At 68.6% G+C, this 24,238-nt stretch carries 21 protein-coding genes; 14 read left to right on the top strand and 7 right to left on the bottom strand.

The window, feature by feature from the left end; translation table 11 throughout:
- Nucleotides 1–59 precede the first annotated feature (59 nt).
- From waaA to PKKP23_RS17100, 4 genes are all read right to left on the bottom strand, one after another.
- The gene (gene waaA / locus PKKP23_RS17115; protein WP_126877785.1) at nt 60–1,400 is read right to left on the bottom strand and encodes a lipid IV(A) 3-deoxy-D-manno-octulosonic acid transferase; all 1,341 of its coding nucleotides are present in this window, start codon (nt 1,398–1,400) and stop codon (nt 60–62) included.
- 157 nt (nt 1,401–1,557) lie between these two features.
- Entirely contained in the window at nt 1,558–2,442 is an 885-nt protein-coding gene (locus tag PKKP23_RS17110; protein ID WP_126877784.1) for a Kdo hydroxylase KdoO, read from the bottom strand.
- A gap of 93 nt (nt 2,443–2,535) precedes the next feature.
- Entirely contained in the window at nt 2,536–3,537 is a 1,002-nt protein-coding gene (waaC, locus tag PKKP23_RS17105) for a lipopolysaccharide heptosyltransferase I (protein WP_026121110.1), read from the bottom strand.
- 461 nt (nt 3,538–3,998) lie between these two features.
- Complete coding sequence (locus PKKP23_RS17100; RefSeq protein ID WP_017773112.1) at nt 3,999–5,393, bottom strand: phosphomannomutase/phosphoglucomutase; 1,395 nt, start codon at nt 5,391–5,393, stop codon at nt 3,999–4,001.
- A 297-nt stretch (nt 5,394–5,690) separates the two neighbouring features.
- On the opposite strand from PKKP23_RS17100, the gene PKKP23_RS17095 reads away from it, so the two are divergent.
- The 4 genes from PKKP23_RS17095 (at nt 5,691) to galE (ending at nt 10,210) form a co-directional block, all read left to right on the top strand.
- Nucleotides 5,691–6,953 carry an oligosaccharide flippase family protein gene (locus tag PKKP23_RS17095; protein ID WP_126877783.1) on the top strand — a complete coding sequence of 421 codons (1,263 nt, stop codon included), beginning with the start codon at nt 5,691–5,693 and terminating at the stop codon, nt 6,951–6,953.
- Nucleotides 6,950–7,786, top strand: coding sequence for a glycosyltransferase (locus tag PKKP23_RS17090; protein WP_126877782.1), 837 nt, complete (start codon nt 6,950–6,952; stop codon nt 7,784–7,786). Before PKKP23_RS17095 ends, PKKP23_RS17090 begins: the two co-directional genes overlap by 4 nt.
- Nucleotides 7,787–7,948: 162 nt before the next feature.
- A complete protein-coding gene (locus PKKP23_RS17085; protein ID WP_240659044.1) occupies nt 7,949–9,163 on the top strand; it encodes a glycosyltransferase family 4 protein in 1,215 nt (404 codons plus the stop codon).
- A gap of 12 nt (nt 9,164–9,175) precedes the next feature.
- Nucleotides 9,176–10,210, top strand: coding sequence for a UDP-glucose 4-epimerase GalE (gene galE / locus PKKP23_RS17080; protein ID WP_126877781.1), 1,035 nt, complete (start codon nt 9,176–9,178; stop codon nt 10,208–10,210).
- A 37-nt stretch (nt 10,211–10,247) separates the two neighbouring features.
- Here galE and PKKP23_RS17075 read toward each other — a convergent pair whose 3' ends face one another.
- The 3 genes from PKKP23_RS17075 to PKKP23_RS17065 all read right to left on the bottom strand — a co-directional run bounded on the left by PKKP23_RS17075 (nt 10,248) and on the right by PKKP23_RS17065 (nt 12,173).
- A complete protein-coding gene (locus tag PKKP23_RS17075) occupies nt 10,248–10,994 on the bottom strand; it encodes an SAM hydrolase/SAM-dependent halogenase family protein (protein ID WP_240659043.1) in 747 nt (248 codons plus the stop codon).
- A 95-nt stretch (nt 10,995–11,089) separates the two neighbouring features.
- Nucleotides 11,090–11,875, bottom strand: coding sequence for a glycosyltransferase family 2 protein (locus PKKP23_RS17070; RefSeq protein ID WP_126877780.1), 786 nt, complete (start codon nt 11,873–11,875; stop codon nt 11,090–11,092).
- Nucleotides 11,876–11,912: 37 nt separating this feature from the next.
- A complete protein-coding gene (locus tag PKKP23_RS17065) occupies nt 11,913–12,173 on the bottom strand; it encodes a phosphopantetheine-binding protein (RefSeq protein ID WP_126877779.1) in 261 nt (86 codons plus the stop codon).
- Nucleotides 12,174–12,910: 737 nt separating this feature from the next.
- On the opposite strand from PKKP23_RS17065, the gene PKKP23_RS17060 reads away from it, so the two are divergent.
- The 10 genes from PKKP23_RS17060 to PKKP23_RS17015 all read left to right on the top strand — a co-directional run bounded on the left by PKKP23_RS17060 (nt 12,911) and on the right by PKKP23_RS17015 (nt 23,935).
- Nucleotides 12,911–13,588 (top strand): COG4648 family protein, encoded by a 678-nt coding sequence (locus PKKP23_RS17060; protein WP_126877778.1) that lies wholly within the window; start codon nt 12,911–12,913, stop codon nt 13,586–13,588.
- A gap of 153 nt (nt 13,589–13,741) precedes the next feature.
- Nucleotides 13,742–15,565 carry an AMP-binding protein gene (locus PKKP23_RS17055; protein ID WP_126877777.1) on the top strand — a complete coding sequence of 608 codons (1,824 nt, stop codon included), beginning with the start codon at nt 13,742–13,744 and terminating at the stop codon, nt 15,563–15,565.
- Nucleotides 15,562–16,548, top strand: coding sequence for an LpxL/LpxP family acyltransferase (locus PKKP23_RS17050; RefSeq protein ID WP_017773101.1), 987 nt, complete (start codon nt 15,562–15,564; stop codon nt 16,546–16,548). Before PKKP23_RS17055 ends, PKKP23_RS17050 begins: the two co-directional genes overlap by 4 nt.
- A gap of 186 nt (nt 16,549–16,734) precedes the next feature.
- The gene (locus tag PKKP23_RS17045) at nt 16,735–17,283 is read left to right on the top strand and encodes an outer membrane lipoprotein carrier protein LolA (RefSeq protein WP_126877849.1); all 549 of its coding nucleotides are present in this window, start codon (nt 16,735–16,737) and stop codon (nt 17,281–17,283) included.
- Nucleotides 17,283–19,907, top strand: coding sequence for an MMPL family transporter (locus tag PKKP23_RS17040; RefSeq protein ID WP_240659042.1), 2,625 nt, complete (start codon nt 17,283–17,285; stop codon nt 19,905–19,907). Before PKKP23_RS17045 ends, PKKP23_RS17040 begins: the two co-directional genes overlap by 1 nt.
- Complete coding sequence (locus PKKP23_RS17035; protein ID WP_126877776.1) at nt 19,904–20,767, top strand: polysaccharide deacetylase family protein; 864 nt, start codon at nt 19,904–19,906, stop codon at nt 20,765–20,767. The genes PKKP23_RS17040 and PKKP23_RS17035 overlap by 4 nt, the downstream gene beginning before the upstream one ends.
- A gap of 130 nt (nt 20,768–20,897) precedes the next feature.
- Nucleotides 20,898–22,151 (top strand): beta-ketoacyl-[acyl-carrier-protein] synthase family protein, encoded by a 1,254-nt coding sequence (locus PKKP23_RS17030; RefSeq protein ID WP_126877775.1) that lies wholly within the window; start codon nt 20,898–20,900, stop codon nt 22,149–22,151.
- Nucleotides 22,148–22,978 (top strand): beta-ketoacyl synthase chain length factor, encoded by an 831-nt coding sequence (locus PKKP23_RS17025; protein ID WP_126877774.1) that lies wholly within the window; start codon nt 22,148–22,150, stop codon nt 22,976–22,978. The genes PKKP23_RS17030 and PKKP23_RS17025 overlap by 4 nt, the downstream gene beginning before the upstream one ends.
- Nucleotides 22,975–23,535 carry a hotdog family protein gene (locus PKKP23_RS17020; RefSeq protein WP_240659041.1) on the top strand — a complete coding sequence of 187 codons (561 nt, stop codon included), beginning with the start codon at nt 22,975–22,977 and terminating at the stop codon, nt 23,533–23,535. Before PKKP23_RS17025 ends, PKKP23_RS17020 begins: the two co-directional genes overlap by 4 nt.
- A gap of 58 nt (nt 23,536–23,593) precedes the next feature.
- A complete protein-coding gene (locus PKKP23_RS17015) occupies nt 23,594–23,935 on the top strand; it encodes a hypothetical protein (RefSeq protein WP_126877772.1) in 342 nt (113 codons plus the stop codon).
- The last annotated feature ends 303 nt before the right edge of the window (nt 23,936–24,238 follow it).

Genomic DNA, 24,238 nt, shown 5'->3' with positions numbered 1-24,238 from the left:
GGGCGAAGCGCACGTGCGATAGCGGCTGCGGCACTCGCGCACGCGCCTGGGCAAACGCCTCACGGCATGGGGTGAGCAGTCTCTCCCGATACCTCCGGCAACAACGTCGTCAACACCTCAACCGTGCGCGCCGTCGCGCCGCGATGACGTGCCGCGAAGGCCGAGGCCGCAGCGCCCATCGCCGTGCGGCGCGGGCGGTCCTTGAACAGCTCGCGCAGCGCCTTCGCGAGGTCTTCCGGGTCCTCCACCTGTAGCGCCGCGCCGGTCGCCACGGCGTCGGCCGTGGCCTGCGAAAAGTTGAAGACGTGCGGGCCGATCAGCACCGGCACGCCAATGGCGCAGGCCTCGATCAGGTTCTGTCCGCCGAACGGCAACAAGCTCCCGCCGATGAACGCGATGTCCGCCGCCGCGTAGTACGCGCCCATCTCGCCCATCGAATCGCCCAGCACGACGCTGACGTCCGCCGGTAACGGCGGCACGTCCGTGCTCGCCGCCGCGGCTGCCGCTGCGGGCGCCCAGGCCGAGCGCCGCACCGCACGCAGACCCTTGCGCTCCACGAGCGCCGCGACCTCGTCGAAACGTTGCGGATGACGCGGCACGAGAATCAGCACGGCGTCGTCGATACCAAGTGCCGCGAGCGCCGCGAACGCCTGCAGCACGAGTTCCTCTTCGCCTTCGCGCGTGCTCGCCGCCACCCACACCGGCCGCGGCCCGATCGCCTTGCGCCATGCGTGACCGCGCGCCGCAAGCTCGGGCGGCGTCGCCATGTCGAACTTCAGATTGCCGAGCACGGCCATGTTGCGCGCGCCGAGCGAGGAGAGCCGCTCGGCATCCGACGGGCTTTGCGCGAGCACGCGCGAAAAACCGCCGAATACCTCGCGCGTGGCGCGGCCGAACTTCGCGGCGCGCCGGTACGAACGCTCCGACATCCGCGCGTTCGTGAGCACGAGCGGCACGTCGGCGCGGCGGCATTCGTCGATCAGCGTGGGCCACACTTCGGTCTCCATGACGAGTCCGAGCGAAGGGCGCCATGCGCGCAGAAAACGCCGCACCGCGTGCGGCATGTCGTAGGGCAGATAGCAGCGCAGCACGCGGCCGTCGAAGATGCGCTCGCCGGTTGCGCGGCCGCTCGGCGTCATGTGCGTGAGCAGAATGCGCGCGTCGGGGCGCGCATGCATGAGCGCTTCCACAAGTGGTTGCGCGGCGCGCGTCTCGCCCACAGAAACGGCATGCACCCAGATGAGCGGCGCGTCGTCCTCGGGCACGCGGCCCGCGCCGTAGCCGAAACGTTCGGCAATGTGTTCGCGATAGCCGCGCTCGCGACGCGAGCGCACCAGCAGACGCAGCACCGCGATGGGCGCGATGAGCCACCAGGCCGCGCGGTAGATGACCCTCAGCACTGCGCCTCCGCGGGCATCGAGGCATGCACCGTGCGCCCGGCGAAGAAGACGGCTAGCACACGCACGCGCGTGCTGCTTGCGGTAAAGGCGCACACCGCGCTCGCCGCCTGCGCCGCGCCGAAACGCCACCGACGCGGCTGCGCCAAAGAGGTCGCGCTCAAACCAGCGCCCTGCCCTTCAGGCGTTCGAGAATGCCAAGCGGCGCCCATTCCGGCTGCACCATCGCCTTCACGGGCAGGAAGAACGTCTGTTCGAGCATGAACTGGCCGGACATCACCGCGTGCGAGGCCTGGTCCGAGAAGCAGATCCACACGCAGCCCGGCGGGAACGGCATGGTCTCCTGCGGGCTTGTCTTCTGGTAGTCGAGGTCGGCCTTCATGCTGTCGTGCAGGTTCAGCATCAGGTGGTCGTACTCGCTGCGCGGCGACTTCGTGATGTGCAACAGGTTCAAGAGCCACGCCGAGCCCGGCCATTGCGGCCGGATGGCGGGCAGGAAGCGCTTCGCCATGTCTTCGAAGGGCTCGCCCACGCGCCACACGCGCGGCACGCCGTTCGGGTTCACGTTCGTGAAGACGCGCAGAATGCGCTCGCCGTAATTCGGCCGCGACGGGAACGCGTCCACGTGCAGGCGGCTGTCGTCCTTGCGCCATGAGGTCTGGCGCGTTTCCACCTGATGCAGGCGCAGGCTCGTAGGCGCCACGCGCAGCTTGCCGCCGTATTCGGGAAAGAGGCCGTCCACGAGCTTGCGCGCATTCGACTGATAGCGCGCCACGAGCGCGCGCACCGCCGACTGCGTGACCGTATCGCCCAGCACGCCGTGCAGCGCGCCGCCGTTCGGCTCGAGGCTGATGTTCTTGCGCTTGGGGTCGGCGATCGAGGGGTCGAGCAGCGCGCGCTCGCCGTTCTCGATGGCGAAACGCAGGTTCGGGAAGTACAGCACCTTGCCCTGCTCCACGCCTTCGAGCAGCGTTTCGCGCGGCACCGAAAGGTTCTGTCCGTTCCAGTCCGCGGACGCGACTTCGATAATCTGGGATTCGTTCATGGTTGCCCTTCAAAGCAAGGCGGCTACCGGCATTCGAGATGGCTCCGGGTAGCGCTGCCGTGGTGTGGCCGCACGTTGTTGCGTGCGGCGCAGTTACAGCAGCCCGAAACCGGCGAGCGCTGCCTTCACTTCCTGCAGCGTCGGCGGCCGCCCTGCCGTACCGAGATTCACGACATTGGGCGACCAGTAGCCGCCCGTGCGCCAGGCGGTCGCGAAATTGTACAACTCGACCGTTGGCCGCTTCAGCGCTGCGGCAATGTGCACGAGGCCGGTGTCCACGCCCACGGTTGCGGCGGCACCGTCGATCAGGCCCACCACCGCGGGCAACGAAAGCTTCGGCGGCACGATGGCCGCGGCGCCGAACGTCTGCGCGAGCCGTTCGCTCGTGGCCCGCTCGGCCTCGCTGCCCCAGGGCAGCACGAGCGACGCGCCACGGCGCACCAGCGCCTGGCCCAGCTCGATCCACGACGCCTCGGGCCATTGCTTGTCCTCACGCGAGGTCGCATGCACGAACACGACGTAAGGAACGGGAAGGTTCAGACCAAGCTGGGCGACGGCGAGCGCCGCGCGCCGCGTGTCGAGGCCGAAGTCGATCTCGTCGGTGGGCTCGGGCTTCGGATCGCCCAGCGCCGCGGCCACGAGCTGGCGTGTGCGCTCCACGACGTGCGTGCGCGCTTCGATGGGCACGCGCTGGTCGTAGAAGAAGCGCACCGGCCATTCGTAGCCCGCGCCGTCCGTGCGATTGCCGAGACCGACCAGTGGACCGCGCGCCCAGCTCGCCACCCAGGCCGTCTTGATGAGCCCCTGGCAGTCGATCACGAGGTCGTACTTTTCAGCGGCCAGCGCGCGGCGAAACGCGCCAATCTCGCGCCAGTTCGCCGCGGACAACAGACGCTTGCGCCAGCGGCGCAGCGAAAACGGAATCGCACGGCGCACGCCGCTCACGAGCTGAACGAGATCGACGAAGCTCTCTTCCACGAGCCAGTCGACCTGCGCACCGGGATGGCGACGCAGGATGTCGGTTACGGCCGGCATGTTGTGCACGACGTCGCCCAGCGACGACACGCGCACGATCAATATCTTTTGCGCACTCAAGGGGGTCCAGGGAATTGAAGGCGGCGCTCTTGCCGCCCATGCCAAACGGATAAGGTCCGCAATTTTATCGCGCCAGGGCGCCGGCGCCCCGGAAAACCGCAAGAAGCGGCCTTGGCCGGGCGGCGCTTCTTCCGGTTTCTTCTGATCGAGGTCAACGGGAGGCAGCGTGCAAGCAATGGCAAGGAATGGCCAAAAGGCCGATGGCGGGTCTCGTCTCGCCATGGCTCATTGCAGGCACGGGGATGGGTTACCGCACGTCGCCGGGCTAGCACGACGTGAGCGTGTTTGCGTGGCTCAAGGTTCCGTTCGAGCCGAGAGGACATTTGCGAGCCGCGGACCTCTTCACGCCGCGCGGCTTGTAGCGGCGGCCTTAAAGATCAGTTCGGCGAACCGTTGCGCGCCCCGCCCACAACAGCGAGGCGCGCAAGGCTAAAGCGATAGATCGCGAGAGCGAAAGCGCGTCAGAACGGCAGCTTCGCGTCGGGCTTCTCGGCGAGAATCACGCGCCGGAAGTCGTCCTGAATGCGCGCGAGCGCCGCGTCGCTGTCGGCCTCGAAGCGCATCACCACCACGGGCGTGGTGTTCGACGAACGCGCCAGACCGAAGCCGTCGGGATACTCGACGCGCAGGCCGTCGATGGTGATCACGTCGTCGGCGCCCGTGAACTTCGCGTTCTTTTGCAGCTTCGCGATGAGTTCGAAGTTCTCGCCTTCTTCCAGCTTCAGTTGCAGTTCCGGCGTGGAGTGCGAGTTCGGCAGCGCGTTGAGCAGCGCGCTCGGGTCGGCCACGCGCGCCAGAATTTCGAGCAGACGCGCGCCCGTGTACAGGCCGTCGTCGAAGCCGTACCAGCGGTCCTTGAAGAACACGTGGCCGCTCATTTCGCCTGCGAGCGGTGCGCCCGTCTCGCGCAGCTTCGCCTTCACGAGCGAGTGGCCCGTCTTCCACATGAGCGGCTCGCCGCCCTTCGCGCGCACCCACTTCGCGAGATTGCGCGTGCACTTCACGTCGTAGATGATCTGCGCGCCCTTGTTGCGCGAGAGCACTTCTTCCGCGAACAGCATCAGCTGGCGGTCCGGATAGATGATCTGGCCATCTTTCGTGACCACGCCGAGACGGTCGCCGTCGCCGTCGAACGCGAAGCCGATTTCGGCGTCCGTTTCCTTCAGCGCGCGAATCACGTCTTGCAGGTTTTCGGGGTGCGCCGGGTCCGGATGATGGTTCGGGAAGTTGCCGTCGATCTCGGTAAAGAGTTCGACCAGCTCGCAGCCCAGCGCCTTGAAGAGGCGCGGCGCAAGGCCGCCCGCCACGCCGTTGCCCGTATCCACCACGAGCTTCATGGGGCGCGCGAGCTTCACGTCGCTCACGATGCGATCGATGTAGGCGTCGGCGATGTCGTAGTCCGCATAGCTGCCGCTGCCGCTCTCGAAGCGGCCGTCCACGATGCGCCGGTAGAGCGCCTGGATCTGCTCGCCGTAGATGGCCGCGCCGCGCAGGACCATCTTGAAGCCGTTGTAGTCGGGCGGATTGTGGCTGCCCGTCACGACGATACATGAGTCCACGCGCCGTTCGCCGCCCGCGAGCGCCAGCGGCACGCTCGCCGCGAAATAGCCCACGGGCGTGGGCACCATGCCCACGTTCACCACATCCACGCCCGCAGCGCGCAGTCCGTCGGAAAGCGCCGCGATGAGTTCGGGACCGGACAGACGGCCGTCGCGCGCGACCACCACCGCATCGCCGCCCTGAGCGCGCACTTCGCTGCCGAAGGCGCGGCCGATGGAACGGGCCGCGTCGGCGTCGAGCGTCTTGCCGATTACGCCGCGAATGTCGTAAGCCTTGAAGATGGATTGGGAAATCATGAATGAGCTCTCTTGTGCGATGGAAAATCGGAACTGCGCGTGCAATGCACACGGCTTCAACCCTGCGTGAATCCCTTGGCCTTCCCGTTGCGCCCTGCCCGGAGGCGGATCAGTTCCAACTTATAATGGCGGCTTTTCGATAAGCCGGCTCATGGTTCCCGCCATTTTAAATGCTTAGACGCCTTTGTCCCATAAAGTTGCTGCACCGCACGACCGGCCGGTCCCACGGTCCCATGCGTACTGCGCAGTTCCAGCGGGCCGCCGGCGCCTCATGCATGAAGTCACACGCATGAAGCCATGCTGAAGGTGAGAGGCTTCGCGAATCCCGACGTCGCGCGCGCATTCGCCAACATCGTCTGGCTCGGGCTTGAACGCGTCACGCAGATCGCCGTGGCGATCGTCATCAGCGGTGTGCTGGCCCGCTATTTCGGGCCCGACGTATTCGGCAAGTGGCAGTACGCCAACACGCTGCTGCTCGTGCTCGCGCCCCTTACCTGGGTGTGCGGCGCCGAAATTCTCGTGCCCACCATCGTGGCTCGCCCGCCCGCGCAACTCGGTACCGTTATTGGCAGCGCGTTCGCACTGCGTCTGTCTGTTTCCGCACTTGCGCTCGTGCTCACGTGGGCCGGCATCGCGGCCGGCGCGACAGACCCGCTCGTCGGCGCCATGCTCGCGGGCCTCGCCGTGACGATGCTGTTTCGCGAGCCGTTCATCGGCGTCATCAACGCGTGGCTGCAGAGCATGACGTTCAGCCGTCCGCAGCTTCTCGCGAGCATGGTGACGGCCATCGCGAAAGCCGCCCTCGTCTGGCTGCTGGTGCGCATGGCGGCCGAACCGTCGCGCTTCGGCTGGCTCTGGGCGCTCGAATCCGCTGCGATCGGCGCGGTGCTGCTCGTCTACTATCGCCACCGCCACGGCGGGCGGCTTGGCTGGCACCTCGATCGTGGGCTCTTTCGCCATTTCGCGACGGCGGGCACGGTGTTCTGGCTCGGCTTGATCTGCATGTATCTGTTCCTGAAGCTCGACCGGCTCATGCTGGAACGCGCCATTTCGTTCGCGGATCTGGGCCGTTACTCCGCCGCGCAGCAGCTCAATGAAAACTGGATCGCGCTCGCGCTGATGCTCGCGCAGACCATCGCGCCCGCGTTCGTCTATCGCGTGCAGGACGTCGGCCAGTTGCGCCGGAACATGTGGCGCCTGTTCGGCCTCACAGCCCTGCTGATGCTTTCTGGCGCGCTCGTGCTGGATCTGCTCGCGGGCTTCATCATCTCGCACGTGTTCGGGCCGGGCTATGAAGAGGCCACGTCGATCTTCCGCTGGGCCGTGTGGCTTTCGGTGCCGGCCGGCATCGAGGCCATCGGCAATCTCGTCGTGCTCAAGTACCAGGCGAAATTCGTGCTGCTCGCCAAGTGGCTCCTCGCCCTCGCCGTGGCGTTCGCCGTGAACCTCGCCGCCATCGCGCGGTTCGGTGCTTACGGCGCGCTGCTCGGGCTCGCCGCGGGCTATCTCGCGGCGGCTTCGGTCAACTTCTACTACCTTCGCTTCAGGCTGCGCCCATGACGAACGCACGCGCGAACTCCACCGTGCCGGGCGCGCTCGACGACGTCGCCGTGCTCATGCCCGCGTTCAACGGCCAGGCCGACGTGGAACGCACGCTCGCCTCCTTCGCCGAAGACGCGCCCATCCACGTGCTGATCGTGGACGACGGCAGCACGCCGCCCATCGTCGCGCCGCAACGGCCGGGCCTGAACGTGGAGATTCTGCGTATGCCGCAGAACGGCGGCATCGAGCGCGCGCTGAAGGCGGGCATCGACGCGCTCGCCGCGCGCGGCTTTCGCTACGCGGCCCGCATCGACGCGGGCGACCTCACGGTGCCGGGCCGGCTCGCAAAGCAACGCGCCTACATGGAAGCGCACGCCGGCGTCGCGGCGCTCGGCATGTGGGCCCAGGTGGTGACGCGCAACGGCGACCCGCTCTTCATGCTGAGTCCGCCTGCCGACCCGGCCGCGATTCGTCGCCTGCGCTTCGTGCGCTCGCCTTTCGTGCACCCGTCGATGATGCTGCGCATCGACGCGGTGCAGGCCGTGGGCAACTATCGCGCGGCCTATCGCGCGGCCGAAGACCTCGATCTGTTCCTGCGGCTCATGGACCGCTACGACTGCGCGAACCTGCCCGAACAGGGCCTCTTCTACGAGATCAACGAAGGCGGCATCAGCGCAACGAAACGGCGGCGGCAGATCGTCTCCACGCTCAAGCTGCAACTGCGCTACTTCAACGTTGCCAATCCGTACGACTGGCTTGGCCTCGCAAAGAACCTGTTGCACTTCGTTACACCGTACGGGCTGCTGCAACGGATGAAGCGTGTACTGTATGCTCCGCGCGCGGGCGGCTGAGCCGGCATGGCGCTTCGCCAGCCTTGGGGGCTTGCCGGCAGTTCATTGGCGGTTCATTGGCGGCCCCTTTGCAGCCCATCTGCACCCCACGATTTTTTTCTGCTTTTTTTCCCGCGCATTTTGTGCGTTCTTTCGTGCATCAGTTCGTGGATTCACTTCTGCATGAAACCTGCTTCTGACTCTTCGACGGCAACGCATGCGTCCGGCAGCACGTCGGGCCGCCCAGCGGGCACCCACGAGCACGCAGCCGCGGCAAAGCTCCGTATCGCGCTCGTCTGCAACACGGCGTGGGCCATCTACACGTACCGGCAAGGGCTGATCCGCACGCTCGTGGCGGCCGGCGTCGAAGTCGTCGTGCTCGCGCCGCGAGACCGCACCTTCGAGCCGCTCGCCGCCATGGGCTGCCGCTGCATCGAGTTGCCGGTGGCCTCGAAGGGCACCAATCCGCTCCACGACCTGCGCACGCTCGCGGCGCTGTATCGCCATTACCGGACCATTCGGCCCAACGTCGTGTTCCATTACACGATCAAGCCAAATATCTATGGTTCAATCGCGGCGAAGCTGGCGGGCGTGCCCTCCGTGGCCGTCACGACGGGGCTTGGCTACGTCTTCATCCAGGAGAGCCGCGCCGCGCAGATTGCTCGCAGGCTCTACCGCTTCGCGTTCCGCTTTCCGCGCGAGGTGTGGTTCCTGAACCGCGACGACAAGGCCGCGTTCGTTGAACGCAAACTGCTCGTGCATCCCGAGCGCGCGCGGCTGTTGCACGGCGAAGGCGTGGACCTCGACCAGTTCGCGTTCACGCCGCTCGCCGCGCGCACCGACTTCGTGTTCGTGCTGATCGGGCGGCTGCTCTGGGACAAGGGCGTGGGCGAGTACGTGGAAGCCGCGCGGCAGTTGAAGGCGCGCTATCCGCATGCGCGCTTCCAACTGCTAGGGCCGGCGGGCGTGGATAACCCCAGCGCCATCACGCACGAGGAAGTGGCGGCGTGGCAGCGCGAAGGCGTGATCGAATACCTGGGCGAAGCGCACGACGTGCGCCCCTTCATCGCCGCCGCCGACTGCGTGGTGCTGCCTTCGTATCGCGAAGGCGTGCCGCGCACGCTGATGGAAGCGGGCGCGATGGGCCGGCCCATCGTGGCGACAGACGTGCCGGGCTGCCGTGAAGTGGTGGCCGAAGGCGTCAACGGATTCCTGTGCGAGGCGCGCAGCGCGGCGAGCCTCGCCACGCGGCTCGCGCAGATGATCGAACTCGACATCGACGCGCGCCGCGCGATGGGCGAACGCGGCCGGCAGAAAGTCGCGGCGGAATTCGACGAACGCGTGGTCGTCGAACGATACAAAGACCTGGTGCGTCAACTCACGGGCGTTTCACTCTAACTGGAGCTGAGCATGGCAACAACGAAGGCGAAGGGCACCATCCTCGTGACGGGCGGTGCGGGGTACATCGGTTCGCATACCTGTGTCGAACTGCTGCAAGGCGGCTACGACGTGGTCGTGGTGGACAACCTCGTGAACAGCAGCCGCGAATCGCTCGCGCGCGTCGAGCAGATCACGGGCAAGGCCGTCGCGTTCTACGAAGCCGACGCGCGCGACGAAGCGGCATTGCAGCGCGTGTTCGACGCGCATCCCGTGACGGGCGCCATCCACTTCGCGGCGCTGAAGGCCGTGGGCGAATCGGTGGCCAAGCCCATCGAGTACTACCGCAACAACATCGACAGCCTGCTCGTGCTGCTCGACGTCATGCGCCAGCGCAACGTGAAGCAGTTCGTGTTCAGCTCGTCGGCCACGGTGTACGGCGTGCCGGAAAGCTCGCCTATCGACGAGTCGTTCCCGCTCTCGGCCACGAATCCCTACGGGCAATCGAAGCTGATTGCGGAGCAGATTCTGCGCGACGTCGAAGTGTCGGACCCGTCGTGGCGCATCGCGACGCTGCGCTACTTCAATCCGGTGGGCGCGCATGAGAGCGGCTTGATCGGCGAAGACCCCGCGGGCATTCCGAACAACCTGATGCCTTACGTGGCGCAGGTCGCCGTGGGCAAGCTCGAACGGCTGCGCGTGTTCGGCAGCGACTACGACACGCCCGACGGCACCGGCGTGCGCGACTACATCCACGTGGTGGACCTCGCACGCGGCCACCTCGCGGCGCTCGATGCATTGACCACACGCGATGCGAGCTTCGTCGTGAACCTGGGCACGGGCCAGGGCTACAGCGTGCTGGACGTGGTGAAGGCGTTCGAGAAGGCGTCGGGCCGGCCGGTGCCCTATGAGATCGTGGCGCGCCGCCCCGGCGACGTGGCGCAGTGCTACGCGAATCCGGCCTCGGCCGAAAAGATCCTGGGCTGGAAGGCGCAGTTCGGCATCGAACGCATGTGCGCCGACCATTGGCGCTGGCAGGAACGCAATCCGCGCGGCTTTGCGGCCTGAATGCTGAACCGAGCGTCGAACTGAGCGCCGTTCAGGCTCAGGCCAATACCTCGACCACGTGCCCCGGCCGCAGCCCGAGCTGCGCCGTGGCACTGCCGCGATTCACGGCAATTTCCACGAGCCCGATCGAGTTCACGTACCAGAAGGCCTGGCCTTCCGGCACATCGGAAAACACGCGGGCTCGCGTCACTTCCGTCTGCGCCACGCGCAGACGCGCATCGTCCGCAACGGCCGCGGCTCGCATGCCGGTCAACGCGTTGCCGTAGTGATCGACGTAAATGATCTCGGCCAGGTCGCCCGCATCGAGCTGAACCCGAAGTGCGCCGGTTTCTTCGAGCTTGTCCGCAGGCGCCTCGCCGCTCGCGAGCCACGCGGCCACGGGCGCAAAGAGATCGCGTCCATGGAACGAGGCCGAAAGTGCAGCGGGACGCCACGCGATGCGAAAGGTCTTCGCACGTGAAGCACGCGCAGCGATAACGGAAAGCAGACCGTTGTCGGGACCGACGAACCATTGCGTCTTGCCGTCCACCTGCGTCATGACGGCGACCGGCTCCCGCGCGCTACCGACACCCGGGTCCACCACTGCGAGAAACACCGTTCCGTCCGGATACGCGCCGTGCAAAGCGGCCAGCAAATGCGCGGCGGCGCGTGCATCGTAGTCGGGCACGTTGTGCAGCGCATCCACGAGGTGCACGTCGCAGCCCGCATAGCTCAGTAGCGCAGCCTTCATCTGGCCCACGTAGATGTCGTCGGCACCGAAGTCGGTGAAGAGCGCGATCATCATCGTTCAGACTCCTTGCTATTGGCCTTGCACGACACATGCCTTACACGACGCGTGTGGGTTGCGGTCACGCGCAAGCGCGCCAAAGCCCCAGCGCCTCACGGCTTCGCGGTCGAAAAGCGTTCCTGCCAGCGCATGGCGATCAGCTTCGGCAGCCGCGGCACGCACTGCGCCAGCAGGCGCAAGTGCATCCACGTCAAGAGCACGTTGTCGCGCAGATAGCTGAAGTGCGACACGCCGCCCTCGCCCGGCTGGAAGTAGCGCACCGGCGACGCGATGCGCACCGGACGCACGCCCTCCCAGCACAGGCGCACCGCCACTTCGGGATCGAAGTCGAAGCGGCGCATCCAGCCGTGGCCGTGCATGATGGCGCGCAGCGGCGCGATGGGATACACGCGAAAGCCGTAGAGCGAATCGCCGATGCCCGCCCACAGCGTTTCCAGATTGGCACAGAGGTTCGAGAGGCGCCGCCAGTACACGCGCTCGCGCGGCGCGTCCGGGCCGAATTGCGGCAGACCGAGCACCATCGCGCCGGGGTCGGCCTGCGACGCGGCCATGAAGCTACGAATGAGATGCGCGGGATGCTGGCCGTCGGAGTCCATCGTGAGCACATGCGTGAAGCCGTGGGCGGCGGCTTCGTCGAGCCCCGCGAGCACGGCGGCCCCCTTGCCGCGATTGACGGGCAGCACAATCACGCGCAAGCCCGGATCGCGCTCGGCCATGGCCTGAAGACGTGCGGTGCTGCCGTCGGTGCTGCCGTCCACCACGACCCACACCGGGTTCCAGTTCTCACGTGCGCTGCGCACGGTGTCGTCCACCCGCGTGCCCGGGTTGTAGCTTGGAATCAGAACGAGATGCGTGGACGATGCCTGAGTCGTGAACATGGAAAACAGCCCGCTGGGACCTGCAACGCCTCGCCGCTCAGCGCGTCCGGTTCGCCGCCACGTAGGCCGCGAGCGAGCCGATGGAGGCGAAGATCTTCTGATTGTCGGGATTGTCCGAGCGAAGCTCGAAGCCGTATTTCTTCGAGATCATCAGCGCGATTTCGAGAATGTCGATGGAATCGAGCCCGAGCCCGTCGCCATACAGCGGCGTGTCCGCCGTCACGCTGTCGGGCTGCACGTCTTCGAGATTCAGGTCGCGGATGATCTGCGCGGCCAGTTCTGCTTCGAGTGGGTTCATCGTCGTTGCCTGCGGGCGTTCACGGCCTTGGGACGCAGCGCGACGGAGCACCGTACCTGGCGCGAGGGCGCTTAAGCCCAGCGCTCCGGCGTGCGCTCCATCCCCCTGCCGGACCGGTCTGTTGCCCGCCTGATATGAGATTGTTAGCCCGGCGATTCTAGACGATCGGCTCGCGCGGCGTACAGAAGAAAGGGTTACAGACGGTACGGCGCCGCACCGCGGCAGGCAATGGAAAGGGGACGGAAAGGCGCCGCCTGAGCGGGCAAACCCACGGCCCACGCGGGGTGGGCCGCCTGCTGGGCGCCAGGCTAGAATGGCGCGCGCCGCGGCGGCCCGGCAGGCCGCCCAACAATCGGTTACAAACGAGCCTGGAAGGCTGCAAACCGCTTGCAAACCGTTACGCCCGGCAGGGGGCCTTTCCGGCACCATATCGAGCCAGATTCGCGAGCCAGATGCGCGAGCCAGATCGGCCGGGCGCGCGGGATGCGCGAACGCCATGGCGAACCAGACACGCCGATAGAAACGACCTGACCGCGCATGGTCATTCATGTGACGAAACGAGACAGGAGCGCGCCGCCTCGCCCGCGCACGACGCCGTATATGCAGCACACCTTGACGAACCTTTCGCCGCTTGCGGGCCTTTCGGCCCTTCTCGCGTTCCAATGTTCGAGCGCGTATCACTCCACCGCGACGCGACGCCTTCGCGCGCGCTGTGCCGCCCGCAACGGAGACGGAACGTGAGCGCCCTCGTCCGTCTTGCTCGCGCCGGCAGCGGCGCCATCGTCGTCGCGGCGTTGATGGCCTGCCAGATCGGCACGCATTACGCGGCGGCCACGCCCGGCATGGGCGGCCTCGGGCTCGCACTCGTGCTCGCGCCCGTGCTGGCCGCCACGCTCGGCGCCGCGCTGCGTTCGCCGCGGCGCACCGTGTGGCTGGCGTTGTGGGCGGCCGTCTGCGCCACGCTGTGGGCCGCGCGCGAACCGCTCGCGCGCCACTTCGAATGGGGTGCCTGGCTCGAGCATGCGAGCTTCAATCTGGCGATGGCATGCATGTTCGGCCGCACGCTCGTTGAAACGCGCACGCCGCTCTGCACGCAGTTCGCAACGATGATGCAAGGCCCGCTCTCGCCCGAGGTCGCGCGCTACACGCGCACCATCACCGCGGCGTGGGCGCTCTTCTTCATCGCGATGGCGAGCGTGTCCACGTTGCTGTTCGCGACGGCGTCGCCGCTCACGTGGTCCACGTTCGCCAACTATCTGACGTTGCCGCTCGCCGGCGCGATGTTCGTCGTCGAATACGCGTGCCGGCGCATCGTGCTGCCGCACGAGCCGCAAGCGGGCCTGCTCGCGAGCCTGCGCGCGTATCGTGAGGCAAGCGAAGCCAGAGCACACGCGATGCCGGAGCGCGCGCAATGAATGCGGCGGGCGCGAGCAGGCGGTATTGGCGCACGCCGTCGCAACCCGTGGCGTGGCGCCGCTCGCCGCCGGCGCTTTCGTAGCGGTCGTAATCGTCGTAGTCGTCGTATCGAGTCGTCACCCTTATCGAGCTTACCGAGCAGCCGCAGAGTCATGTCGAGCCTTCCTCTCGTGTCCCACACGTCGCCCGATCAGACGATCGCGTGGCGCGACGGCGCGCCGTGTTCCGTGCGCACGTTCCTCGCGGACGTGCAGCGGCTTGCCGCCGTGTTGCCTGCGGGCAGACACGTCTTCAACCAGTGCACCGACCGCTACCGCTTCGCCGTGGGCCTGTGCGCGGCGATGGTCGCGGGCAGGATCAGCGTGCTGCCGCCCTCGCATACGCCGGCCGCGGTGCGCGAGTTGCTCGCGTTCGCGCCGGACACCTTCTGCCTGCACGACAGCGACGACTGCGCCGTCGATCTGCCGCAGTTCCGCTTTCCCGAACCGCCTTCTTCGGACGACGCCACCGCCAACCCCACCTTCAGCGTGCCGCAGATCGACGCCTCGCAAACCGTCGCATATCTGTTCACCTCGGGTTCCACGGGCACGCCGGTGCCGCACGGCAAACGCTGGGGCGCACTGGTCGCGTGCCTGCGCGCGTCGGCGGCGCGGCTGGGGCTGCTCGAAGGTCCGCCCTGCACACTCGTCGGCACGGTGCCGGCGCAGCATATGTACGGCTTCGAGACCACGGTGCTGCTCGCGCTCGTGAACGGCCTCGCCTTCAGCCACGCGCGGCCCTTCTATCCCGCCGATATCGCCCGCGAACTTGCCACCGTGCCCGCGCCGCGCGTGCTTGTCACGTCGCCCGTGCATCTGCGTGCGCTCACGCTCGCGGGCCACACGCTGCCGCCCGTCGCGCTCGCGCTGTCGGCCACCGCGCCGCTTGCGCCCGAACTCGCGCGTGCGGCGCAAGCAGCGTTCGGCATGCCGCTCGTCGAGATCTACGGCAGCACGGAGACCGGCCAGATCGCCACACGGCGTACGGCGCACGAGGCCAGCTGGCACCTGCTGCCCGGCGTTCAACTGCGTGCGCGGGAAACAAACGCGGCGAACGCAGCGAACGCAGCGAACGAGGACGGCACGGTGTTCGAAGCGCACGGCGCGCACGTCGAACCACCGGTCGCGATGGGCGACGCGCTCGAACCGCTCGACGACACGCGGTTTCTGCTGCACGGACGCAAGGCCGACCTCATCAACATCGCGGGCAAGCGAACCTCGCTCGCGTACCTGAATCATCAGCTCAACGCGATTGCCGGCGTGACCGACGGCGTGTTCGTCATGCCCGACGAAAGCCGCGCCGCGCTCGCGCCCGCCGGCACGCCCCACGCTCTGAACCCGCATCTCGCCACGCGGCTCATGGCGTTCGTCGTGGCGCCGGGGCTCGCCGCGGCAGATTTGCAGCGCGCGCTGCGCGAACGTATCGACACCGCCTTCATGCCGCGCCCGCTCGTGTTCGTCGAAGCGCTGCCGCGCGATGCGAACGGCAAGCTGACGCAGGCGATGTTGAAGGCGCTGCTTGGCGAGCACGCACGCGCGCTCGCCCGGATGAAGCAGGACGCGCGAGCACACGGCCAAACGCGGCCGGATCACCAGACGAAGCACGAGCCGGCCGCCCCGCTCACCTTCACGATTCCCGCCGATCACCCTGCGTTCCCCGGCCACTTTCCGGGCCGGCCCATCGTGCCGGGCGTCGTGCTGCTCGAGCGCGCGCTCACGGCCATCGGCGCGGCGCTGAACCGTCCGCTCGATGCCTACCGTCTGAGTTCGGCCAAATTCCCCAGCTCCGCGTCGCCCGACGAACCGCTCGACGTGCGTTACGACATCACGGCCAGCGGCGCGGTGCGCTTCACCGTGTCGGCGAGCGGCCGCGTGGTGGCAAGCGGCGCGCTGGCGGCTAGCGCACCTACGCCGCCGCTTCGCCAGGAGGGCTCATGAATCGCAGCGACTGGGCCCAACGCGAAGAACGCAGCAACCTCAAGCTGCTGCGCGCCATGACCTGGGTGTCGTTGAACCTGGGCCGGCGCGCAAGCCGCGCGCTGCTCGTGCCCATCACTGCGTATTTCCTCGCGTTCTCGGCCGACGTGCGCCGCGCCTCGCGCGCCTATCTCGCGCGTGTGCTGGGCCGCCCGGCACGCTGGCGCGACGTGTGGCGGCACGTCTGGACCTTCGCTTCCACGGTCCACGACCGCATCTATCTGCTCAACGGCCGCTTCGATCTGTTCGACCTCCATCTGCATGACCAGACGCTCGTGGGCGCCGCGCTCGCCGAAGGCCGCGGCGCTTTCCTGATGGGCGCGCATCTGGGCAGCTTCGAGGTGTGCCGCACGATTGGCCGCTCGCGGCCCAGCCTGCGCGTCGCCATCACGATGTACGAGGAAAACGCGCGGCACATCAACGCGATTCTCGCCACCGTGAACCCTGCCGCGAAGCAGGACGTGATCCCGCTCGGGCAAATCGATTCGATGCTGAAGGTGCGCGAGTATCTCGACACGGGCAGCATGATCGGCATGCTCGCCGACCGCACGCTGCTGCGCGACGGCGGCGACGCCGTGCGGCAGTTCGACTTCCTCGGCGCGCCTGCCGCGTTCCCGCTCGGGCCATTGCGCATGGCCGCCATGCTGAGGCGCCCGGTCATCTTCATGACGGGCCTGTACCGCGGCGGCAACCGCTACGACATCCACTTCGACCTGCTCGCGGACTTCACGCACACGCCGCGCGGCGCGCGCGAGGCCGAGGTTCAGGCGGCGCTCGCGCGCTATGTCGAGCTGATCGAGCGCTACTGCCGCGCGGCGCCCTACAACTGGTTCAACTTCTTCGATTTCTGGCAGACGGGCGCGCAACGCCGACGCGAAACGCCGTGCGCGCATGGGCCGCTCGCGCGCCATCCGGATCTCGGCAACACCATGAGGGACAGCTGAAGCATGATGGTTTTTCGTAACCGCTCTCGTGCCGCCGTGGTGCCCGCCCGGGCATGCCTCGCTCTCGTGAGCGCAGGCGTGATCGGGCTCTGCACGTGCATCGACGCGAGCGCCGCGCAAGCGTTAGCGGCAAGTGCCGATGCGCCATCCGTCACCGCGCAGGCCGTTCCCCCTGCGAACGCCTCGATGCACACCGACGCACGAGCCACGTCGTCGTCATCGTCCGCGTGGACCCTCGACCGCCTGATGGCCACGCTCGCGCAGAAGAAGTCGGGGCACGCCACTTTCACCGAAACCAAGTACCTCGCCATCGCAGACCAGCCGGTGGTCTCGTCGGGCGAACTCAGTTTCACCGCGCCTGACCACCTCGAAAAACGCACGCTGAGCCCGAAGCCCGAAGACCTCGTGGTGGACGGCGACAAGCTCACCGTCGCGCGCAACGACCATCGCTATACGCTCGCGCTCGCGCAGTACCCGGAGCTGGCCGCGTTCATCGAAGGCATTCGCGCCACGCTGGCGGGCAACCGCTACGTGCTGGAACAGGTCTACAAGGTGGCGGTCGCAGGCGAAGGCGACGGCTGGACGCTCACGCTCACGCCGCTCGACTCGCGCCTGCGCAAGAACGTGAGCGAGATCACGCTGCGCGGCACGCGCGACATGCTGCATAGCGTGGCGATCCAGCAGGCCGACGGCGACCGTTCGCTGATGCGACTGCAAAACGCCGGAGCGCCCTGATGAGCGCCGCCACATCGCACAAGGGGAGCAAGCCGCAACCGCTGCCGCCGGGCGAGCCACGGCAACCGCCGCTTGGCCCTGGCCCTGGCCGCGGCCGGCCGCCGCTCGCCGTGCTGCTGTGGCTGCTGTTTCTTCTCGCGTGCGGCGTCGCCATTGCCCGTGCGCAGTTCACCGCCGACCTTTCCGCGTTCCTGCCGCGCTCGCCCGACGCGCGGCAACAGGTGCTCGTCGAGCAGTTGCGCGAGGGGCTCGTGTCGCGGCTGATCCTCGTCGGCATCGAAGGCGGCGACGCGGCCACGCGCGCCGCGCTCTCACGCCGCATGGCGACGACGCTGCGCAGCGACCCGCAGTTCGCCGCGGTCAACAACGGCGAGCCCGTGAACGAGGCGAACGACCAGCGCTTCGTCTTCGAGCATCGCTACGTGCTGAGTCCAACGGTCACGCCCGAGCGCTTTTCGGCGGACGGCCTGCATCGCGCGCTCGGCGAAAGTCTCGATCTGCTCAGTTCGTCCGCGGGTTTGCTCACGAAGGCGCTGTTGCCGCGCGACCCGACCGGCGAAACCACGGCTTTCGCCGAGCGGCTCGAAAGCGGCCAGCAGCCTGCCGTGCAGGACGGCGTATGGGCGTCGCGCGACGGCCAGCGCGCGCTGCTGCTCGTAGAAACGCGCGCCGCCGGCTCGGACACCGACGCCCAAGCACGCGCCATCGCCGCCGTCCGGCATGCGTTCGATGCGGCCACGCAGGGCAGTAAGGCCTCGCCCTGCCGCCTCGTAATGACGGGCACCGGCGTGTTTTCCGTCGAAACGCGCGACAACATCCGCCACGACGTCGAGCGGCTTTCGGTGCTGAGCCTCGTGCTGATCGCGGCGCTGCTGCTCGTGCTCTATCGCTCGCCGCTCACGCTCGCCCTTGGCCTGCTGCCCGTGCTGTCCGGCGTGGCGGCGGGCATCGCGGCGGTGAGCGTCGTGTTCCACACGGTGCACGGGCTCACGCTCGGGTTCGGCACGACGCTGATCGGCGAAGCCGTGGACTATTCGATCTATCTGTTCGTGCAGTCGTCGCGCGCGGGGACGGGTGCGGAACCCGGCCCGCGCGTGAGCCGTGAAGACGCCTTGCGCCAATGGACCGCGCGTTACTGGCCCGTGGTGCGGCTCGGCGTGCTGACCTCGGTGTGCGGGTTTTCGTCGATGCTGTTCTCGGGTTTTCCGGGGCTCGTGCAGCTGGGCCTCTATTCGATTGCGGGACTCGTCACGGCTGCGCTCGTCACGCGTTACGTGCTGCCGCATCTGCGCGGCCCGCATCACGCCATACGCGACGTGTCGCGTGCCGGCGCCGTGCTCGCGCGGCTCGCGCAAACCGCCTCGCGGCTGCGCTGGCTCGTGGCGGTGCTGACGGTGGCCGCCGTCGCGGTGCTGGTCACGCACCGCGGGCATCTCTGGAGCCACGAGCTGGCCGCGTTGAGCCCTGTGTCGCCGCAAAGCCAGGCGCTCGATGCGAGCCTGCGCGCCGACGTGGGCGCCCCCGACGTCCGCTACCTCGTGGTGATCTCGGGCGCCAGCGAGGAAGCCGTGCTGGAAGGCGCGGAGAAGGTAGGCGCGCAATTGCAGCCGCTCGTAGCGGCAGGCGTGATCGCGGGCTACGAGAGCCCCGCGCGGTACCTGCCGAGCGCGGCCACGCAGCGCGCGCGTCTGGCGAGCCTGCCGGCCGCGGACGTACTCGCCGAACGCATGCGCACGGCCGTTGAAGACCAGCCGGTGCACGTCAAGCCGCAGGTGTTCGCACCGTTCATCGCCGACGTGCAGGCCGCGCGCAACGGCGGCCTGCTCACCCGCGACGACTTGCGCGGCACGTCGATGGCGCTCGCCGTGGATGCGTTGCTGAGCCATCAAGGCAACGACGCCAACAAAGGCGGCAACGCCTGGCGCGCGATGCTCGCCCTGCGCGCGCCAGCGGCCCCAACCACGACCCAACCCGCAAGCGCCGCGCCGGCCGCGCGTGCCGACGAACCGAGCCTCGATGCCGGCCGCGTCAGCGCGGCAGTCGCGCGCGCCAACGTGCCGGGCGCCCTGTTCGTGGATCTGAAGTCCGAGGCCGACCGCCTCTATGTGAACTACGTGGGCGAGGACCTGCGCCTCTCGCTCGCGGGCCTCGCCGCGATCGTGGTCCTGCTGCTCGTCGCACTGCGCTCGCCACTGCGTGTGGTGCGCACGCTCGCGCCGCTCGCGGCAGCCGTGCTCGTGGTAAGCGCGGCGCTTGCGCTGGCGGGCGTGGCGCTCACTATCCTGCATCTGATCGGCATGCTGCTGATCGTCGCGGTGGGCTCCAACTACGCGCTGTTCTTCAACATGCCGGCGCGCAGCGCCGATGCAAGTGCCGACGCAAGTGCCGCGCAAGACACGCGCATGGCGCCCATCACGCTCGTGTCGCTGCTCGTGGCGAATCTTTCGACGGTAGCCGGCTTCGGGCTGCTCGCCTTCGCCCATGTGCCGCTGCTGCAGGCATTCGGCCTCACGGTGGGGCCGGGCGCGGTGCTCGCGCTGGTGTTTTCGGCGATGCTCGCGCCGGTCGGCACGGCCCACGCCACCCACGCGGCCCACGTCGTTCATGCGGGAGAAGCGCGATGACGCTCAAGACCAACGTGCCGCCCGCCATGCCGGCAGCCTTGGCGTCGCACTCGCGACGCTGGCGGCCGTCGCCCTTCATTGCAGGCACGGCCGGGCTGCATGCCGTGGCGGCCACCGCCGTGGGTGCGGCGCCTGCCACGTGGCCGTGGGCACTCGGCAGCGTGATGGCGTCGCACCTCGCGCTGACCGCCGCGGGCCTGTGGCCGCGCAGCGCGCTACTCGGGCCGAACTGGAGGCGCCTGCCCGCCAGCGCCGGCAACAGCATCGCGCTCACCATCGACGACGGCCCGCACCCCGAGGTCACGCCGCGCGTGCTCGACGTGCTGGACCGCCACGGCGCCCGCGCCACGTTCTTCTGCATCGGCGACGAGGCGCGCCGCTACCCGAAGTGCGTGGAAGCGATCGTCGCGCGCGGCCACGCCGTGGAGAATCACAGCCAGCGGCATCTGCACCGCTTCTCGCTGCTGGGGCCGGCCGCGATGCGGCGCGAGATCGAGGCCGCTCAAACCACGCTCGCCGGCATCACCGGCACGTCGCCGCGCTTTTTCCGCGCGCCCGCGGGGCTGCGCAATCCGTTCCTCGAACCCGCGCTGTGCGCGCTGGGCCTTCACCTCGCCAGCTGGACGCGGCGCGGCTTCGACACCCGCACGAACGACGCCGCGCGTGTCGCGCACCGCTTGCTGAACGGCCTCGCGCCCGGCGACATCCTGCTCGTGCACGACGGCCACGCGGCGCGCGATGCGCACAACCGGCCGGTCGTGCTCGACGTGCTGCCGAAGGTGCTGGAGGCCGCAGCGGCAGCGCAGTTGCGCTGCATGACGTTGCGGGCGGCATGGGCTACCCAGGCGGGGCGGCCATGAACGGCGCAACGTCGAGGCGCGCCATAGAGCCCCTTTGCTACCATTGTGCCGCCCGCGACCCGGCAAGCCCGCGGGCCCGCCCCTGTATCCCCGGCATCGCCCCCATGACCTGCAACGGAACCCCCGAGCCGTGACTCCTCTTCTCGTCTCGCACTTCACGGCCACCAGCTGCCTCGGCCGCGGACTCGACGCCCTCGGCGACGCCCTGCGTCAAGGGCGCGGCGGTCTCGCGCCGTGCCGCTTCGAACGGGCGACGCTCGACACCTGGGTGGGCGAGGTGGCAGGCGTCGATGCCGTGCCCGTGCGCGCAGACCTTGCCGACTTCGACTGCCGCAACAACCGGCTCGCGCAGATGGCCTTCACCGCGGACGGTTTCGACGCCGCCGTACGCGAGGCGGCCGCACGCTACGGCGCCGCGCGCATTGGCGTGTTCGTCGGCACCAGCACGGCCGGCATCCTGGAGACCGAACTGGCCTACCGGCAGCGCGATGGAGAGACGGGCGCCCTGCCCGCGGGCTTTCGCTACGCGCAGACCCACAATCCGTGGTCCGCGGCGGCGTTCGTGCGCACGTACTTCGGGCTGCAAGGGCCGGCCACCACGATTTCGTCGGCGTGCTCGTCGGGCGCGAAGGTGTTCGGGTCGGCGCGCCGCATGATCGAAGCCGGGCTCATCGATGCCGCCGTGGTGGGCGGCGTGGATTCGCTGTGCCTCACCACGCTCTACGGCTTCAACTCGCTCGAACTGCTCTCGCGCGAACCGTGCAGACCGTTCGACGTGGCGCGCAGCGGCATTTCGATCGGCGAGGCCGGTGCGTTCGCGCTGATCGAGCGCGTGCCGCAGCAGGCCGCTGCGCTGCACGACGACGCAATTCTGCTGCTCGGCATCGGCGAATCGAGCGACGCGCATCACATGTCGTCGCCGCATCCCGAAGGGCTCGGTGCGCGCATGGCCATCGAGGACGCCCTGCGTACGGCGGGCAAGGCCGGCATTGAGGCAGCCAGCGTGGACTACATCAACCTGCACGGCACCGCGACGCCGAGCAACGACGCCGCCGAAAGTCTCGCCGTGAATGCGATCTTCGACGGCACGCCGTGCAGCTCGACGAAGGGCGCAACGGGCCACACGCTGGGCGCGGCGGGCGCGCTGGAAGCGGTGATCGCCGCGTGGTCGCTGCGCGCGCAATGGCTGCCCGCAGGCGTCAACACGACCCGGCCTGACCCCGCGCTCTCGCCGGGCTATCTGCTGGAAGGCCGAGCGGCTTCGCTGCGCGCGGCGCTCAGCAACTCGTTCGGCTTCGGCGGCACGAACTGCAGTTTGCTGTTCGGCCACGCGGGCCGGCTGCGCGATGCGGGCCGGCTCGATAGCGGAGGGCAGTCATCATGACCCGGCTCACCGCATACATCGAAGGCATCGGGCTGCTTGGCCCGGCACTCGGCGGCTGGGCGCAGGCGCGCGAGGCGCTCGCGGGCCGCGTGGCCTACGCAAGCGAGCCGCGCGAACGCACCGTGCTGCCCGCGCCCGCCGCCTTGCCGCCCGCCGAGCGGCGGCGCACCGGCGCCGGCGTGAAGCTCGCGCTTGCCGTGGGTCTGGAGGCGGTGGCCGCGAGCGGGCGCGACGCGTCCACGCTCGCCACCGTGTTCGCGTCGTCGGGCGGGGACGGACAGAACTGCCACGCGATCTGCGAAACGCTGGCGGGCGACGACCGGCAACTCTCGCCCACGCGCTTTCACAACTCCGTGCACAACGCGCCGGCCGGCTACTGGAGCATCGCGACGCGCAGCATGACGCCGTCGAACGTGCTGTGCGCCTACGACGGCAGCTTCTGCGCGGGCCTGCTCGAAAGCTTGACCCAGGCCGCAGTGGACGGCGCGCCGAACCTCCTGATCGCCTTCGACACCGACTACCCGCTGCCCATGCGCGATGTGCGCCCCATACCGGACGCGTTCGGCGTAGCGCTCGTGTTCGCGGCCCAGCCGGGCGACAAAACCGTCGCGCGCATCGAAGCCGAACTCACTGACGCCGCCGCCACCCCGCTTGCCGACGCCGCGCTCGAAGCGCTGCGCGCAAGCCATCCCGCCGCGCGCGCGTTGCCGCTTTGCGCGGCACTGGCCGCGGGCGAGAACGCGAGCGTCGTGCTTGACTACCTGCCTGGCCTCAATTGCCGGGTCGACATCACATGGCCGGATTCAACCGGCCAATTCCGCTCATGACGCTCAACGCTTCGCCTGCTCCGGCGCTCCCGCTCGTGTCCGAACCTTCGCGTACTGCGCCCTCGACGGCGGCAGCCGCAACGCTCACTGCGCCGCTCGCGAAGGACTGGATCGCGGCCCACATTCCCCATGCCGGCTCGATGTGCCTGCTGGACGCCGTGGCCGCCTGGGACGACGTCTCGATCCGCTGCACGGCAACGAGCCACCTCGATGCGCACAACCCGCTGCGCGCGGACGGACGGCTCGCGGCCATCTGCGGCGTCGAATACGCAGCCCAGGCCATGGCCGTTCACGGCGCGGCGCTCGCTTCGGCCAACCCGCACGCGAACCCGCCGCCGCGCGCCGGCTTTCTCGCGAGCCTGCGCGACCTCGAAGTCAACGTCGCGCGGCTCGATACGCTCGGCGGCCCGCTCGAGATCGAAGCCGAGCGCCTGGGCGGCGACAGCAACAACGTGCTCTACCGTTTCACGCTGCACTGCGGCGGCGAACTGCTGATGACCGGCCGCGCCGCCGTGATACTCGACGCCGACGCGGGCGAACCCGCGCACCGGCCTTGAAGATTCGCCCCAATCACCTCAACCACTCCAACTCAACCGTCACGGGAGAACCCGCGCCATGAAGAAAACGAAGCTCCTCGCCCTTACCGTTGCCCTTGCCGCTATCAGCCCGTTCGCTCACGCGGACCTCTCGGAAGACGCGCACGCGCTCAAGGAAGACGTGAAGACCGCCGGCAAGGACACCGGCCACGCCATCGCGCACGGCGCAAAGGAGGCGGGACACGACATCGCGAGCGGCGCGAAGGTGGTGGGCCACGGCGTGGCGAGCGGTGCGAAAGTTGTCGGTCACGGCGTGGCGAGCGGCGCCAAGGCCGTGGGCCACGGCATCGCCGATACGAGCCGCAAGGGCTATGAGGCCACCAAGCGCGCCGTGAAGGGCGACGACAAGCCGGCACAGTAAAGTCGTGCGCGGCCGGGTTGGCAGCCGGGTTGGCAGCCGGGTTGGCAGCCGGGTTGGCAGCCGGGTTGGCAGCCGGGTTGGCAGCCGGGTTAGCAGCCCCCCTGGCAGCCTGGTTGCCTGGTTCGTGGTCTGGTTGCGGACCGGGTTGCCCATTCAGATGCCTACACGGTTGCCACCGCGGTCGGCAAACCAGTCCACGAGGTGAGCGCGGCCCAGCCGCGCTCACTGTCCGACGCGGTCAGACGATGCGAGCGTGATGGAGCCGGACGCCGCGCCGTCGAGCGTGGCGCGCATGACCGGCAA

Source organism: Paraburkholderia kururiensis JCM 10599 = LMG 19447, assembly GCF_003986935.1.
In the GTDB taxonomy this organism is placed as follows: Bacteria; Pseudomonadota; Gammaproteobacteria; order Burkholderiales; family Burkholderiaceae; genus Paraburkholderia; species Paraburkholderia kururiensis.
Note: the sequence above shows the minus strand (reverse complement) of the source record. Positions and strands in the feature narration are given on the sequence as shown.

Excerpts from the sequence above, each read along its gene's own strand:
- PKKP23_RS17090 (WP_126877782.1), top strand. The coding sequence starts at position 6,950 with ATGACGAACGCACGCGCGAACTCCACCGTGCCGGGCGCGCTCGACGAC.
- PKKP23_RS17035 (WP_126877776.1), top strand. The coding sequence starts at position 19,904 with ATGACGCTCAAGACCAACGTGCCGCCCGCCATGCCGGCAGCCTTGGCG.
- PKKP23_RS17015 (WP_126877772.1), top strand. The coding sequence starts at position 23,594 with ATGAAGAAAACGAAGCTCCTCGCCCTTACCGTTGCCCTTGCCGCTATC.
- PKKP23_RS17095 (WP_126877783.1), top strand. The coding sequence starts at position 5,691 with ATGCTGAAGGTGAGAGGCTTCGCGAATCCCGACGTCGCGCGCGCATTC.
- PKKP23_RS17110 (WP_126877784.1), bottom strand. The coding sequence starts at position 2,442 with ATGAACGAATCCCAGATTATCGAAGTCGCGTCCGCGGACTGGAACGGA.
- PKKP23_RS17045 (WP_126877849.1), top strand. The coding sequence starts at position 16,735 with ATGCACACCGACGCACGAGCCACGTCGTCGTCATCGTCCGCGTGGACC.
- galE (WP_126877781.1), top strand. The coding sequence starts at position 9,176 with ATGGCAACAACGAAGGCGAAGGGCACCATCCTCGTGACGGGCGGTGCG.
- PKKP23_RS17050 (WP_017773101.1), top strand. The coding sequence starts at position 15,562 with ATGAATCGCAGCGACTGGGCCCAACGCGAAGAACGCAGCAACCTCAAG.
- PKKP23_RS17070 (WP_126877780.1), bottom strand. The coding sequence starts at position 11,875 with ATGTTCACGACTCAGGCATCGTCCACGCATCTCGTTCTGATTCCAAGC.
- PKKP23_RS17055 (WP_126877777.1), top strand. The coding sequence starts at position 13,742 with ATGTCGAGCCTTCCTCTCGTGTCCCACACGTCGCCCGATCAGACGATC.
- PKKP23_RS17075 (WP_240659043.1), bottom strand. The coding sequence starts at position 10,994 with ATGATGATCGCGCTCTTCACCGACTTCGGTGCCGACGACATCTACGTG.
- PKKP23_RS17065 (WP_126877779.1), bottom strand. The coding sequence starts at position 12,173 with ATGAACCCACTCGAAGCAGAACTGGCCGCGCAGATCATCCGCGACCTG.
- PKKP23_RS17100 (WP_017773112.1), bottom strand. The coding sequence starts at position 5,393 with ATGATTTCCCAATCCATCTTCAAGGCTTACGACATTCGCGGCGTAATC.
- PKKP23_RS17020 (WP_240659041.1), top strand. The coding sequence starts at position 22,975 with ATGACGCTCAACGCTTCGCCTGCTCCGGCGCTCCCGCTCGTGTCCGAA.
- PKKP23_RS17085 (WP_240659044.1), top strand. The coding sequence starts at position 7,949 with ATGAAACCTGCTTCTGACTCTTCGACGGCAACGCATGCGTCCGGCAGC.
- PKKP23_RS17025 (WP_126877774.1), top strand. The coding sequence starts at position 22,148 with ATGACCCGGCTCACCGCATACATCGAAGGCATCGGGCTGCTTGGCCCG.
- PKKP23_RS17040 (WP_240659042.1), top strand. The coding sequence starts at position 17,283 with ATGAGCGCCGCCACATCGCACAAGGGGAGCAAGCCGCAACCGCTGCCG.